The 14940-nt window shown below is 37.7% G+C and carries 12 protein-coding genes and 1 riboswitch; of the genes, 6 read left to right on the top strand and 6 right to left on the bottom strand.

Annotated features, from left to right (window positions below; all coding sequences use genetic code 11):
- Positions 1–188: 188 nt before the first annotated feature.
- Positions 189–2117 (bottom strand): LTA synthase family protein, encoded by a 1929-nt coding sequence (locus ACUXEY_RS08720; RefSeq protein ID WP_461300480.1) that lies wholly within the window; start codon positions 2115–2117, stop codon positions 189–191.
- A 545-nt stretch (positions 2118–2662) separates the two neighbouring features.
- Here ACUXEY_RS08720 and ACUXEY_RS08715 point away from each other — a divergent pair.
- Positions 2663–3028, top strand: a complete 366-nt coding sequence (locus ACUXEY_RS08715; protein WP_000435503.1) for a YkvA family protein — start codon at positions 2663–2665, stop codon at positions 3026–3028.
- A 50-nt stretch (positions 3029–3078) separates the two neighbouring features.
- Positions 3079–3570, top strand: a complete 492-nt coding sequence (locus ACUXEY_RS08710; RefSeq protein WP_166702758.1) for a metal-binding protein — start codon at positions 3079–3081, stop codon at positions 3568–3570.
- A gap of 115 nt (positions 3571–3685) precedes the next feature.
- Here ACUXEY_RS08710 and ACUXEY_RS08705 read toward each other — a convergent pair whose 3' ends face one another.
- The gene (locus ACUXEY_RS08705) at positions 3686–4003 is read right to left on the bottom strand and encodes a DUF4870 domain-containing protein (RefSeq protein WP_087983179.1); all 318 of its coding nucleotides are present in this window, start codon (positions 4001–4003) and stop codon (positions 3686–3688) included.
- A gap of 282 nt (positions 4004–4285) precedes the next feature.
- Here ACUXEY_RS08705 and lldP point away from each other — a divergent pair, with 282 nt between their 5' ends.
- Together lldP and thiC are read left to right on the top strand one after the other, a co-directional pair.
- Positions 4286–5947 carry an L-lactate permease gene (gene lldP, locus ACUXEY_RS08700; protein ID WP_166702757.1) on the top strand — a complete coding sequence of 554 codons (1662 nt, stop codon included), beginning with the start codon at positions 4286–4288 and terminating at the stop codon, positions 5945–5947.
- 71 nt (positions 5948–6018) lie between these two features.
- A riboswitch (TPP riboswitch) is annotated at positions 6019–6134 on the top strand.
- Positions 6135–6245: 111 nt separating this feature from the next.
- The gene (gene thiC / locus ACUXEY_RS08695) at positions 6246–8006 is read left to right on the top strand and encodes a phosphomethylpyrimidine synthase ThiC (RefSeq protein ID WP_461300479.1); all 1761 of its coding nucleotides are present in this window, start codon (positions 6246–6248) and stop codon (positions 8004–8006) included.
- 221 nt (positions 8007–8227) lie between these two features.
- Here thiC and ACUXEY_RS08690 read toward each other — a convergent pair whose 3' ends face one another.
- The 3 genes from ACUXEY_RS08690 to cydA form a co-directional block, all read right to left on the bottom strand.
- The gene (locus ACUXEY_RS08690; protein ID WP_071758476.1) at positions 8228–9586 is read right to left on the bottom strand and encodes an arsenic transporter; all 1359 of its coding nucleotides are present in this window, start codon (positions 9584–9586) and stop codon (positions 8228–8230) included.
- A gap of 351 nt (positions 9587–9937) precedes the next feature.
- A complete protein-coding gene (locus ACUXEY_RS08685; protein ID WP_144615056.1) occupies positions 9938–10963 on the bottom strand; it encodes a cytochrome d ubiquinol oxidase subunit II in 1026 nt (341 codons plus the stop codon).
- Positions 10956–12311, bottom strand: a complete 1356-nt coding sequence (gene cydA / locus ACUXEY_RS08680) for a cytochrome ubiquinol oxidase subunit I (protein WP_461300478.1) — start codon at positions 12309–12311, stop codon at positions 10956–10958. The genes ACUXEY_RS08685 and cydA overlap by 8 nt, the downstream gene beginning before the upstream one ends.
- 255 nt (positions 12312–12566) lie before the next feature.
- On the opposite strand from cydA, the gene ACUXEY_RS08675 reads away from it, so the two are divergent.
- Complete coding sequence (locus ACUXEY_RS08675; protein ID WP_166702754.1) at positions 12567–12716, top strand: hypothetical protein; 150 nt, start codon at positions 12567–12569, stop codon at positions 12714–12716.
- Positions 12717–12806: 90 nt separating this feature from the next.
- Positions 12807–13889 (top strand): transcriptional regulator, encoded by a 1083-nt coding sequence (locus ACUXEY_RS08670; protein WP_461300477.1) that lies wholly within the window; start codon positions 12807–12809, stop codon positions 13887–13889.
- 50 nt (positions 13890–13939) lie between these two features.
- Here ACUXEY_RS08670 and ACUXEY_RS08665 read toward each other — a convergent pair whose 3' ends face one another.
- Complete coding sequence (locus tag ACUXEY_RS08665) at positions 13940–14824, bottom strand: LysR family transcriptional regulator (protein ID WP_461300476.1); 885 nt, start codon at positions 14822–14824, stop codon at positions 13940–13942.
- Between the last annotated feature and the right edge of the window lie 116 nt (positions 14825–14940).

Below are 14940 nucleotides of genomic sequence, written 5' to 3'. Positions count from 1 at the left end.
CGATTCAAATATTTCTTTAAGGGATCTTATTACAGATGAGAGATAAGAAATATAGAGAACCTCGTTTACATATTTTATTATAGAGATGTTTCGTTAATTCTATGTGAATATTTGGTAAAGGTTATGTAATGTTAAAGTTAATGAATATAAGTAATTGTATGGAGAAATATAAAAAAAAGAGGCTGAGATTACTCAGCACTCTTCTTTTCTTCTTTAATAGCTGTCTTTACTTCACCAGTTTTGGTCTTGTTACTTTCAGAGAAGCGAAGTAAGTCACCTTCAATGATTTTGTCAGACATGTTCAATTCATTTTGAGCACGATCAATGAGTGGTTGAGATTCTTCTTTTGGTAATTGTACAACTTCGCCAGTATTACGGTCGTAGAATGTACTGTTCGTGTACATGTACTTATCTGTAACGAAGCTACCGTCACGAAGAACAACGAATCCTTTATTATCAGGTGAGAATACATCGTGACCAAATTGAATTTGATTCGTAGAATCTACACCAAGTAAGTTTAGAATTGTTGGTTTAATGTCAATTTCACCAGTTGGTTTTGAAATTGTTTTACCTTCTTTTTGACCTGGAACGTGAATAAACATCGGTGTTTTTTGTAAGTTCATATGGTCAAATGCAGTGATTTCTTCTTTTCCTAAGAACTGTGCCATTGCACGGTTATGGTTTTCAGAAATACCGTAGTGATCACCGTAGAATACGATAACTGAGTTGTCGTAAATACCTTCTGCTTTTAGACGCTCAATAAAGTGTTTCATTGCTTCGTCTAAATAGCGAGCAGTTACCATGTAACGGTCAAATACGCCATCACCAGAATTGTATTCATCGATTAATTTCGTGCTTTCATCATAAGTGAATGGGTAATGGTTTGTTAAAGTAAGGAAGCGCGTATAGAACGGTTGCTTCACTTCTTTTAACATATCGATAGATTGATCGAAGTATTCGATATCTTTTAATCCCCAATTTAATTTCGTTTCTGGCGTAATCTTATAGTCAAGCTCATTGTAGTAACGATCATAACCAAGTGCCGGATACATAATGTTACGGTTCCAGAATGTTGCGTTGTTCGCGTGGAATACTGATGTGTGGTATCCTTGCTCACGTAAAATTTCTGGAGTTGCTGTATATTCGTTATTACCGTGTGTGAAGAATACAGCACCACGGTCTAGTGGATACATTGAAGTATCTACTAAGAATTCAGCATCAGATGTTTTTCCTTGCCCAGTTTGATGGAAGAAGTTATCAAAGTAATAACTTTCTTTCGTAAATTGGTTTAAGAACGGTGTAACTTCTTGTCCGTTAACTGTTGCACCAATTAAGAATGTTTGTAATGACTCAAGAGAGACAACAATTACGTTTTTCCCTTTTGCAGTACCAAACATATTTGGATCTGGTTTGCTTTGCGTTGTTTTTACATAGTTCTCTGTTTCCTGTAATTTACTACCGTCAGCAAAGGCTTTTTGTGAACTTGATTTTGCTTGTAAGCCAAGATCATACACTTGGTGTACATATAAACCTAAGTTTTTAACAAGCATAACGCGGTCGAATGAACGTGTTAATAGTTCAGGGCGCTCAGCTTCTGCCAGTCCTAAGTTTGCGAAGAAAATAGCAATTGTTGACACGAAGTATAGGGAACGCATTGGGCGTGCTACACGTTCTGTCGGTGCAAAATTCTTCATCTTCTTCAATAAAATGAAGAATACAATAATATCAGCAAATGCAAGGATAATTTTGTAGTTAAACAATTCTTTCACACTAGAACCTAAACTTCCAAAGTTAGATGTTTGTCCTAGTACTGGTAAAGTAACGAAGTCATTGTAGAATCCGTAGAACATTACGTTACCAACAAGAACGATTGTTAAAACAAAATTAATTCCAAGTGCTATATAGTTACGTTTTTTCCCTTTTGCAAATAATGCAAGACCAACAAGCAGTAATGATGCTGCTAATGGGCTAAGGAATAAAATGAATTCTTGCATGAAAGATTCAAGTTTTAAATCAAAGCTTGTGCGAGTAATAAGATATGTCTTTAACCATACGGCTAAAGCTACGAATACAGTGAAACGCACATTTTGAAATTGTGATTTCAAGGTTTCTTTCATTCATTTCCACCCTTTCTCTATCAGGCTTGGTCGATTTTGGAGCGAAAAATGCTAAAATAAAAAATACATAGTTTTCTTGGCCATAATTAGAGGTTCTATATTCACCCATATACGACTATAACTATGCATACCCTTTTAGTTTCTTGTGTTGCTCATAAGCATAACGTCATTTCTGTATTATACAACAAAATTCATTTCTGAGAAACACTATAACATTTTACATTTTTTGTATAAGATTTGTCACTACCAGAGAAAACTTTAACATTCGTTTATATGTCCGTCAACTAGAAAATATAACAAAGGTAGAGCAGAATGTTAAGTGAAAGTGAAAATTTTCTTGTTGAGAAATAAGAAATGACAATGGGTAAGTGGTTATCTAGAAACCTATTATATGAAGGAAATTGTGTAAAAATTAACGAACACTTGTTCTTTTTTCGTTTGTTTGTTACAATGAAAGTTCATTGATAGATTATGTGTAATTTTGATGAACTTTTACTAATAACATATTGTAGCTTATTTCTTTTAAAAAATAGGGAGGCTTTTTCATGGAACAAAAATTTTCAGTTGAAGCGTTTTGGAAGAAAGTAAAACATGTTGCAAAGCAAGCAGGGCAGTCGGTCATTTATGCAAGTTTATTATTGTTTTACGTTTTGCAGAAACCAGATGTTCCAAAACGGGTGAAAATTATTGTAATTGGAGCACTTGCTTATTTTATTGCACCGATTGATGCGATTCCAGATTTCGTTGCTGGAATTGGTTATACGGATGATTTAGGGGCGTTAATGGCTGCACTATTACAAGCGTCGTTATACGTCAATGATGATGTGAAAGATAAGGCACGAGTGAAGTTGGCAGAATGGTTTGGTTCGGATATAGACACATCCTTTATCGATCAGAAATTAGATCAATAGGTGAGAACTGTCATATAGTGACAGGGCGAACGTAAGCGAGGAAGTGCATTATGCCATCAGGAAGAACACATACGAAAATAAACTTAATATCCCTTCCGGTTGTTTTGTTTATGCTCTTTTCGTATGGATTAACAAACTTTGATTTTTTATTAACTTTTGCAATTGGATTTTTAGTAGGTACTACATTTTTAACGCCCGATTTAGATACGTATAGTAATGCGTATAATAAATGGGGATTCCTGCGTATATTCTGGTATCCGTATAAGAAGGTCATGCCGCATCGCTCCTTCTTTACACATACAATTATACTTGGTGATGTGATTCGTATTGCATACATGTTAATTGTGTTTTCTCCGTTTTTATTCCTATTAAATATAATCGCGCTTGACGGGAATTTAATAGAAATTGCGAAGAAGCATGAAGTTGAAATTGTAACGTTTGTAATGGGAATTGTTGTCGCAAGCACGCTTCACATTATAGCGGATAAAGTGAACACGCGCCGCAAGAAAATGATGAGAAAAAAGAAGAAACGCAGAAGATAAAAAAACGTCCCAAAAGGTATTTTGGGACGTTTTTTTTTATTAAAAGGTTGTCGTATCGCCGATAACGCTTCATTTATTATTATGTGTGCTGTTTTAATCAAACGTTTGTTTAAAATTAAGCTTTCAGTACTTTAATACCTTTTACGATGTTCCAAATGAAGTAGTATAAGCTAATAATACCGCAAATACATAAGACAATCATTGCTCCAATGCCAAGTGTTACGTCTGGTTGATTCGATCCAATCCCCATAATTCCTAGAATAATAAAGCCAATGAATGACGCGATACTTGGAATGATATGTGTCCATAGAGCGCGTTTTGCATGTGGTTTCGTTTCAGAATCTCCCACAATCCACACAATAATAGGGAATAAGATAGGGGCAAATAATACACTAAAGTATGATAAAGCTGCTAATATTTTGTTTCCGTTCATATATATCACCTCATAAATAATGTCCGTTGTTATACTTTTATTATGCAGGAAATGTGGCGAGCTTCCTATCGATGAACATTACAAGAACGTGACGCTTTTGTAAGATTTCTAGGTTGAAAATTAAATTTTCAAAAAAATCTTCCGTAATGGAAATTGTTGTGATAGAATTAATGAAAACGTTTTCTTGGACGTTTTTTATTTTAGACTTAAAGGTATGATGACCTGATAGTATATTGATGAGGTTATTCTATTTAAAAGGGGATTCTTTAGGGGGAGAGAACAATGAACACATGGACACAAGTTTATGATCCGTTCGGAAACATTTGGATTTCGGCAGCGGTCGCACTTATTCCGATTATCTTTTTTTTCTTAGCTTTAGCAGTTTTCCGCATGAAGGGGTATGTGGCAGGGTTTATTACAGTTGTACTTACAATTTTAGTGGCGTTATTCGCTTATAAGATGCCGTTCACAATGGCGATGGCAGCGACCGGATATGGTTTCTTATACGGACTATGGCCAATTGCTTGGATTATCATTATGTCGGTATTTTTATATAAAATCTCTGTGAAAACAGGTCAATTTGATGTCATTCGTGCATCTGTATTGTCCATTACGAATGACCATCGTTTACTCGTTATTTTAATCGGTTTTTCATTCGGAGCATTTTTAGAAGGAGCAGCAGGATTTGGTGCACCAGTAGCGATTACAGCAGCGCTTCTTGCAGGTCTTGGATTAAATCCTTTATATGCAGCGGGTCTTTGTTTGATCGCAAATACGGCACCGGTAGCGTTCGGAGCGATGGGGATTCCAATTACAGTTGCTGGACAAGTAACAGGTATTGATCCACATAAAATTGGACAAATGGCTGGACATCAATTACCGTTCTTATCATTATTTGTTCCGTTCTTTATCGTATTTTTAATGGATGGGTTTAAAGGGGTAAGACAAACATGGCCTGCTTTATTTGTAGCGGGTAGCTCATTTGCAATTACGCAGTTCATTACAGCGACATTCTTAGGACCAGAACTTCCGGATATTACGTCAGCACTTGTAAGTTTAGTGAGTTTATCGCTATTCTTAAAAGTTTGGCAGCCGAAAGAAATTTATCAGTCTAAACAAGCAAATAGTGAAGTAGCTGCGACAACGACGGCAACATCTATGCCGAAACTAACAGTAGGAAAAGTCGTAAAAGCATGGTCTCCATTCATTATTTTAACTGTGATGGTAGTCATTTGGAGCCAAAGCTTCTTTAAGGCATTATTTGCTCCAGGCGGCGCATTGGAAAGCCTCGTGTTTAAGTTTGAAGTTCCAGGCTTACACAATTTAGTAATGAAAGCAGAACCAATTGTAAATAAACCGACGCCGTACGAGGCAATTTTGAAGTTTGATGTATTATCAGCAACAGGAACAGCAATTTTAATTGCTTGTATCATTTCTATCTTTATTTTGAAAATGAGTGCAAAAGATGCAGTAACGACATTTAAAGAAACGTTAAATGAACTTAAAATGCCAATTCTATCTATCGGATTCGTATTAGGATTCGCATTTATCGCAAACTATTCTGGTCTATCTTCTACATTAGCGTTAGCGCTTGCAGGAACTGGCGGACTATTCCCGTTCTTCTCACCATTCCTGGGCTGGATTGGGGTATTCTTAACAGGCTCTGATACGTCAGCGAATGCACTGTTCTCGAATTTACAAGCGATTACAGCACAGCAAGTCGGTGTATCTGAAGTGCTTCTCGTTGCAGCAAATACAACGGGCGGTGTAACAGGAAAAATGATTTCTCCGCAATCGATTGCAATTGCTTGTGCGGCAGTTGGACTTGCTGGAAAAGAATCAGATTTATTTCGCTTTACAGTGAAGCATAGTTTATTTTTCGTAATTATTGTTGGTATTATGACGTATGTACAGGCATATTATTTAACGTGGATGATTCCATAAGTAACAAAAGAAATAAACTTTGCATTTTTCAGATTATCGTGTATGATGGGAAAGTATTGAAAATTAAATCAGTGATAAACTAGGGGTGCCTAACGTATGCGTAGGCTGAGAGAGAAGCGCGTGAACTTCTTAACCCTTTGGACCTGATCTGGCTCGTACCAGCGTAGGGAAGTTAACGGCTTTACATAATGATGTCTTTATGAGCCAGGTCCTTATTTTTTATGGACCTGGCTCTTTTTATTTTGGCATACGCTGGCCATATCTCGTCCTTGTCACGTACAGGGGGGCAACAAAGGTTATGAAACAGTCTGTTTCAGCTGAGCAAATTGAATTGAAATCGAGTTTACCAGGAAGTAAGAAAGTGTATGTGGATGGACCACGAGAAGGTATGAAAGTGCCGATGCGTGAGATTGAACAAAGCGATACAAACGGCGTTCCGAATCCTCCAATTCGTGTATATGATACGAGCGGTCCTTATACAGATCCTGCGTATAAGGTGGAGTTGGAAAAGGGGATTCCAACGCCGCGCCACTCTTGGATCATAGAGCGCGAGGATGTAGAAGCATACGAAGGGCGCGAAGTGAAACCAGAGGATGACGGTGTGAAGGTGGCTTCGAAACATACACCTGTTTTCCCGCAAATGGATCGCCAGCCGCTTAGAGCGAAGCAAGGGGCCAACGTTACGCAAATGCATTATGCGCGTAATGGCATCATTACATCTGAGATGGAATATGTTGCGATTCGTGAAGGAGTAGAGCCTGAGTTTGTTCGTAAGGAAATCGCGGAAGGCCGTGCTATTTTACCAGCGAATATTAACCATCCGGAAGCAGAGCCAATGATTATCGGACGTAATTTCCACGTGAAGGTTAATGCAAATATCGGAAACTCTGCTGTATCTTCTTCTATCGCAGAAGAAGTAGAGAAGATGACGTGGGCAACGCGCTGGGGTGCAGATACGATTATGGATTTATCTACAGGTAAAAATATTCATACGACGCGTGAGTGGATTATTCGTAACGCGCCTGTACCAGTTGGAACTGTACCGATTTATCAAGCGCTGGAAAAAGTAAATGGAATTGCAGAAGATTTAACGTGGGAAGTGTATCGTGATACGTTAATTGAGCAAGCGGAGCAAGGTGTTGATTACTTTACGATTCACGCAGGCGTATTACTTCGTTACATTCCAATTACTGCAAAGCGTACGACAGGTATCGTTTCACGTGGTGGTTCAATTATGGCACAGTGGTGTTTATTCCATCATAAAGAAAACTTCCTATACACTCATTTCGAGGAGATATGTGAAATTATGAAGCAGTACGATGTTTCGTTCTCTCTTGGAGATGGATTACGTCCAGGTTCGATTGCAGATGCAAATGACGAAGCACAGTTTTCTGAACTTGAAACACTTGGTGAATTAACGAAGATTGCTTGGAAACATGATGTGCAAGTGATGATTGAAGGACCTGGGCATGTACCGATGCACTTAATTAAAGAGAATATGGAGAAAGAACTTGATATTTGTCAGGGCGCGCCGTTCTATACTCTTGGGCCGTTAACGACAGATATTGCACCAGGTTATGACCATATTACATCCGCAATTGGAGCTGCGATGATTGGCTGGTTTGGAACGGCGATGCTTTGTTATGTAACGCCGAAAGAACATTTAGGTTTACCGAATAAAGATGATGTTCGCGAGGGAGTTATTACGTACAAAATCGCTGCACATGCGGCTGATCTGGCGAAAGGACACAAAACGGCTCATCAGCGTGATGATGCACTTTCAAAAGCTCGCTTTGAATTCCGTTGGCGCGATCAATTTAATTTATCTTTAGATCCTGAACGTGCGATGGAATATCACGATGAAACATTGCCAGCAGAAGGCGCGAAAACGGCTCATTTCTGCTCAATGTGTGGACCGAAGTTTTGTAGTATGAGAATTTCACATGATATTCGTGAATACGCAAAAGAAAATGATTTAGAAACGACAGAAGCAATTGAAAAAGGAATGAAAGAGAAAGCGAAAGAATTTAAAGACACTGGTAGTCATTTATACCAATAACACGTTACACCTCTTTACTTGATTGATCACACTGTAGTACCTAACTTAAATATAGAAGAAGCCCGCTTTGCTAAGACGGTAGCAAAGCGGGCTTCTGTCGTTTATCCCACTTTAATGGGCAGTAAGACCCCCACCTCAAAATTCAGCGAAAGCAAAGAATTTAGGTGGGGGTCGGGCTGCCCATTAAAGTCCGATTGGTGAGGGCTGATTAAAGTTTCACTTTATAAGGCGAAGAAGAGGTGTACCCAGTAGTATAAGAGGAATAATGTGACGACTGTTGTGAGAGGAATAACGATAAGGGATACACTTAAATAGTCTTTCCATTTTACTTTAATTTTGTTTTGTTTCAGTATATACATCCAAATGAGGGAAGCTAGCGTACCGATTGGTAATAATAGTGAACCGATGTCACTACCAATAATGTTTGCGAGATAGATAGTTTTCAATGTGACTGGATCTAGTCCCATTTCTGTTAATGTGATTGTACCAATCATAAGTGCAGGATGGTTATTGAAGACGTTAGAGAGGAGGGAAACGAGTCCACCCATTGCAAAGCTAGCATAGAGTAGATGTTGACTTACCAATGGCTCAAGCCAATTTACAAGCGCCGCTGTTAATCCTGCGTTATGAAGCCCGTAAATAATGACATACATAGAGAAAGCGAAAATTAAAATGTGCCACGGTGTCTTTTTCAAAATATCGACTGGGTTTGTTCGTAAGTAGTACCATCTCCAGATGAGAAGAACGAGTGAACCAAGTACGGCAACAATTTCGATTGGAATCGATAAGAAGGATGCAACGAATAGAAGACAGCGCATAAGGAAGACGAATCCTAATACTTTTAACATGAATTTTGTACGTTTTTGTTTCGTATCAACGGAATTTTTTCCTTTTAACGGATGGAAGTTTTTCGTGAAGAAAATTTCTTCGATATCATATGAAGAAACAGGTAATCTTTCTGGTAGCTTTTTCTTTAAAACTGTATACATAAGCCATGACATAAACAATAGTCCTAATGTTGCAGGTACAAACATCATAGCTGTGTGCATATAAAGAGTCATATTCACAATATTTAATGCGATTAAGTTTACGATATTACTTACACCAATTGGTGCACTAGAAGCAGTGGCAATTAAGGCGCCGCTTAATAAATAAGGAATTTGTTGATGCGGTTTTAATTGAAGGTTTTTTAGAAGAAGAATTAAAATTGGAGTTGTAATTAAAATACTACCGTCGTTATTAAATAAAAGAGTCATAAGAAAACATAATAATTGAATATACCAGTATAAACGGCGACCGGAGCCTTTTGCTAAATTTGCAAGTTTCGCTGCGGACCAGTGGAAGAAGCCGAAGCTTTCTAATATAACCGCCATAACGATGGTCGCTAATATTGTTATAGAGGCACCGCCAATTTTACTAATAATGTCCATGACGTCTGGTCTTGATACAAGTCCAGTAATCAAGATAATGCCAGCGCCAATTGCTGCCGGCCACGCCTCATTTAAACCACGGGGTCGCCAAAAGATAACAATCATCGTAAAGAAGAATACAATAATAGTAATCCATATTTCAATGCTCATATTTTGCCTACCTTTCTATTTTCCTTTGAACAAATGTAGCTTGTCTCAAGTTTGTATTGATAGTATATTCAACAAAAAATAGGAAGAACTAGACATATAATGGAATAAAGTGAATATGTGTTTTTCAAGTGAAAGGACAAGTGTCACGAATAGTGAAATAACTATCGTGAGAGGAGTCTGTAAATTAGTGGGGCGGTAAGATAGTAAATGAAAATTATATGGGCAATTATGGAGATATACTAGCGCAACTCGAAATATATCAGCGATTTTTAAAATATATGGACTTATCGACAAAACATGAAAAAAGGAGCCCATCCCAATATGATTTTTGGAACAGACTCCAAGGCTATATTATTTTTCCTTCAAAAAAGTTCGATCCTTCAAGAATAAATTCCAGAAGAAAATAAATCCTGGTAATAAAATTGCAATCCCAATTGCATATAAAATAAGCAATGCATAGAATGTTTCGACCGTTGTAAAGCTTGTAAATACAGTTACATCAGGATAAATAATATACGGTAAATGAGCGACACCGTAAGCATAACTTGCAAATGCATATTGAGCGACGACTGCTAAAACGGCAATACGAGGGTATCCTAGTGAGTCATACTTCTTGTTTGTCCACCAAAGAGAAGAGTACCCGATAACGAATAAAACGATAGAAACTGTAAACCATGGGAATTGCTTTATAAGTCCTTGCATAAGCCAGTGTGTTTCCGGGTCCATTACAACGAGGGCGATAATCGCCGTAACGAGTGTTGCAGGGCCAAGGATGATGGCGTTTCTTCGATAAACTCTATACGAATCTTCTGAACCTTGCTCTCTCGCAAAATCAGCAAGAAAGAGAGAAGAGAGAAATAGTTCCGAAGTTAGCCCGAAGAGCATATAGCAATAGATAACCGGGCTAGAAAGAAGTTTTCCATACAGTAATACTTCTTTTCCTTCAGACATTGTAATATAAGCTCCCTCTGTAACAGGTAAAACGGTAATTAATAAGGCTGGAATTAAGAGCCCAGTAATACCTGAAATAACCCGAAGAAGGTACTGATATTTTGGCACAGAGTAAGCAAATACCATGAATGTACTGCGAATTGCAATGAGTATTAAAATTAACATAACTGGTACAAACATCACTGTCGCAAGGGTGAAAGCGGCTTTTGGAAAGAAACCGAGAAAAGCGACAACGACAAAGACGAGAAATGTATTTGTTACTTCCCAAGTTGGTGATAAGTATCGGTTGGCAAGCTTGGCAGCGATTGTTGGATGTTTTGCGTATACCATGCCCCAAAAACCTGCTCCAAAATCGATGGAACCTAATATACTGTATACGAAAATAAGAGCCCACAAGATGATGATTGCAATACTTTCCTCATGCACGAGAATCGCCTCCTTCGTGATGTAAATCATTTGTAAGCGGATGTTTCTTAAAGAATGTCCGCAGTACAAAAACAGTTAAAATACCGAGTCCAATATATAAAATGATGAATAGAATAAATAAAGGACCGACAAAATCAGCGCGTGTAGAAGCGTCGACTGTACGTTGCATACCATAAATGGTCCACGGCTGACGACCGCTACAGCTAAAAATCCATCCAAATTCAATGCCGAGCATCATAATTGGTCCACATGCGGCCGCTCCCCAAAGAAGCCACTTCGGTAATTCTGCGCCTTTTTTTCGGTAAACAAAGTACCAATATAAGAGGGCAATTGCTGCAACTGCAAAGGTGAAGGCAGCGGTGCCGACCATTAAGTTAAATAATGTATGTGTGTAAAATGGTGGCCATGTTTCTTGTGGGAATTCATTTAGTCCTTTTACGACGGTGCTAGGGTCTAGTCCTACTAGTAGGCTAAGCATGTTCGGAATTTCTAGTGCATAGTTTAGTTCAAGTGTGTTAGGATCCACAACTCCGCCAATTGATAACGGTGCATGTGATGTCGTTTCAAATAAAGCTTCAGCAGATGCAAGTTTTTCAGGAGAATGCTTATGTAAGGCAATTGCCGATTCGTGTCCCGAAAGCCACATCGTAGCACCTGTAATAAATGTCACGACGAGTCCTAACAGCAGTCCTTTTTTATGATATGCTACTTCACGTTCACTTAAATTTTTCTTTAATAATTTAAATCCAGCGATAGAGGCAATGACAGCAGCTCCAGTTGCGTAGGCTGTAATCACAACGTGGAATGCGCTTGTGCCAAAACTCGGATTAAAGAAAGCTTTCCACGGATCAACGTTAAAAACGGATCCATCTGGTCCCATTGAAAATCCCGCGGGTGTATTCATCCATGTATTTGCTGATGTAATAAGCACGGCAGATGCCGTGGCACCAATCATGACGAAGAATAGCGAGATTAATCTCATGAATGGAGGTAGTTTGTCAGCTGCATATACATAAATGGACATGAACAAAGCCTCTAAAAAGAAGGCGAAAATCTCAATTTGAAAGGGAACAGAAATAACTTGCCCAACAATTTTGGCAAAACCAGGCCAAAGAAGTGAGATTTGCACACCAACGATTGTTCCAGTCGGAATTGCTACACCGAGAAGGATGGCGAACGCTTTCGTCCATCTTTTTGCCATAATGGCGTAATCGGAATCTTTCTTCCAGTGATAGAATATTTCACTTATAAAAATCATCAATGAAAGTCCGACACCGAGTGTTGCAAAGATAATGTGGAATGCTAATGAAGAACCGAAAAATGCTCTTGCTAATGTTACCGTATCCATATGTAAACTCCTCTTCTTTTTTGCCATTATTTTCTGATTGAATTGGAAGATTTATTCAAAAAAACTACCAAAAATATATATGTATTTAAAAAGTAGATATGGTAATATAATGTTTGAATATTCTAAAAAGAAAGAAGTTAATGTTTAATAATATTTTGTTTGTTTTTTAGTAAGGAATATTTTATAATCTTTTATGCGAACATAAGTTCTATTTTCCAGGGTGAAGAAGTTTATGTGAAATGGAGAGGATGTTTTATGTATCCTGAAGTCATTAAAAAGATGGCATTTTCAAAAGAGCATAGAGATTTATTATTGAAGCTGTATAATAAAGAGATTACGCGTCGTGAATATGATCGACTTGTAGAATCGCTATATAGACCTTCTAAAGAGGCTTGTGAGAGATAGAGGAAGGGAGACAATCTAATAGATTGTCTTTTTTAATTTTACGTATGTTCTGGTAAAATTAAGGCTAGCCTTATTAGGGAGGTGAATAGATTGCGGAAACGTTTATATATAGGGATTGGAGTTATTCTCTTAATCGCTTTAGGTGGAATTGTATTTTGGTCAGCTATACAAGGAAACCGTACAGAACATTTTATTTTGAGACATATGGTGAATGAAAATGGGACAATTGCTACATATCGTTTAGGGGATACAAAGGCAGGTACGGGTGAAGCGAAAGGCCGTGAAGCTTTATCGGAATCAGCAGGACTATGGCTACAATATACACTCGATAAAGACGATCAAGCGTTATTCGATGAACAAGTTAAGGTTATTCAAAATAACTTTGTACATAAGGATCAAATCGTTGTATGGAAAATCTCTGAAAAGGGAGAAATACAGTCGGCTACCAATGCACTTATAGATGATCTTCGTATTATAGAGCAATTATATCGTGCTTATGAAATGTATAAGGAAGAGCGTTATAAAAACTTGGCAGATCAATTGAGTGACGCTGTAATTCGCTATAATAAGAAAGATAATTATTACGTTGATTATTATGATGCAGATGCAGGGAAACAAAATAATTTTGCAACGACATCATACTTAAATCCGCACGCATTCTCCTATATGAAGAAGTACGGCAAAGTTTCTGATCAGCAATATCAGGAAGTCGTTCAATTTTTAGCGGATTATCCAAGGAATGGCTGGGCATTCCCGAAAGAGTATAAAGAAGATGGTACATTTACGTACGATAAAGAAGTGAATCTAATCGACCAATCATACGTTGCATATCACCGGAGTTTAGGTGGTCTTTCATCAGATGCTTATTTGGAATTTATAAAGAAGAAATTCCAGGAGGACGGCAAGCTATACGGTCGTTACAATTTAGAAACGGGAAAACAAACTGTGAACTATGAATCGCCAGCCGCTTACGGACTAACGATTTTGTACGTACTACACACAGGTGATACAAAGTTTGCAAAGGAATTATATGATCATATGGCCACATTCCGAAATGACAACGTATTTAGTAGATATTACGGTGGATACGTAACAGGCGAAAATAACAATACGCATATTTTTGATAATGTACTACCACTTTTAGCGGAAATGGAATTAGAGAAGAGTGAATAATAAAAGGTGCCACCCTATGGGGATGGCATCTTTTATTTGTTGATATAATTTTACGTCCTAATATTGGAGAAGTAATCAATCACGAATTCACGGAATTGCTGAGCGGTTTTCGATAAGTAACGTTTTTTTGACCAGCTTAAGCCAATCGTTCGCTTACAAACGGGTTCAATAATACGCAACTTATTTAATGCTAAAGTAGAGTTTTTTAATAGAGTTAAACTTGGAACAAAGGCGATGCCGAGGCCTTGCTTAATAAGGTCGCTAATTACGGTTGGTTCATCTACTTCAAAAGCGATATGTGGAGTGAAGCCAGCTTCCTTACAAAATTCATCCGTTAAGTGCCGAAATCCGTAACCAGTGTTCATACTAATAAATGGTTCGTCTTTTACTTCATGCAGATGGATACTGTCGCGTCCTGATAAACGATGACCTGAAGGGACGACTAAGAAAATTTCTTCTGTAATAAGTGGTTCCCACATAATTCCCTCGCCTTCAATTGGCACAGAAGAAATGCAAAAGTCAATTTCTATATTATCTAGTTGTCGTTTCATAGAAGGAGTAGATGCGAGAAACTGCTGGAATCGAACGTTAGGATATTCTAGTAAAAAAGAACCGATTAGTTCTGGTAATATTCTCGGAATAGAAACTGCCAGTGTAATAGAGCTTTGTTGTAATTCAGCTAAATCTTTAATTTCTCGTTCACCTTCACTTAATTCATGAAAAATGCGCTCTACTCGTTTTAAAAATACTTTCCCAAAAGAGTTTAATGTAATCTGTCGACCTTGGCGATCAAATAGCGGGACGCCTAAGTCCTTTTCTAATCTAGCGATTGTTTTGCTGAGCGAAGGTTGTGCGATATGCAATTCTTCAGCCGCTTTTGTCATATGTTCTAATCGTGCGACTGTCTGAAAGTATTTTAGTTGAAGAAGTTCCATTTTGACTCTCCTTTCTATAGACCAAAAGGAATGAATTGATAATTAAAGATGTATTATACAGTATGGAAAGTGGCGTGTATAGTAAATCTGTTAAACCATTGTAATGGTGTAAAATT

This window comes from Bacillus sp. F9_6S_D1_P_5, from assembly GCF_054823925.1.
This window is presented reverse-complemented; position numbering and strand designations above follow the sequence as displayed.

Coding starts and splice junctions, on each gene's coding strand:
- ACUXEY_RS08720 (WP_461300480.1), bottom strand. CDS start 2,117: ATGAAAGAAACCTTGAAATCACAATTTCAAAATGTGCGTTTCACTGTA.
- ACUXEY_RS08715 (WP_000435503.1), top strand. CDS start 2,663: ATGGAACAAAAATTTTCAGTTGAAGCGTTTTGGAAGAAAGTAAAACAT.
- ACUXEY_RS08710 (WP_166702758.1), top strand. CDS start 3,079: ATGCCATCAGGAAGAACACATACGAAAATAAACTTAATATCCCTTCCG.
- ACUXEY_RS08705 (WP_087983179.1), bottom strand. CDS start 4,003: ATGAACGGAAACAAAATATTAGCAGCTTTATCATACTTTAGTGTATTA.
- lldP (WP_166702757.1), top strand. CDS start 4,286: ATGAACACATGGACACAAGTTTATGATCCGTTCGGAAACATTTGGATT.
- thiC (WP_461300479.1), top strand. CDS start 6,246: ATGAAACAGTCTGTTTCAGCTGAGCAAATTGAATTGAAATCGAGTTTA.
- ACUXEY_RS08690 (WP_071758476.1), bottom strand. CDS start 9,586: ATGAGCATTGAAATATGGATTACTATTATTGTATTCTTCTTTACGATG.
- cydA (WP_461300478.1), bottom strand. CDS start 12,311: ATGGATACGGTAACATTAGCAAGAGCATTTTTCGGTTCTTCATTAGCA.
- ACUXEY_RS08675 (WP_166702754.1), top strand. CDS start 12,567: ATGTATCCTGAAGTCATTAAAAAGATGGCATTTTCAAAAGAGCATAGA.
- ACUXEY_RS08665 (WP_461300476.1), bottom strand. CDS start 14,824: ATGGAACTTCTTCAACTAAAATACTTTCAGACAGTCGCACGATTAGAA.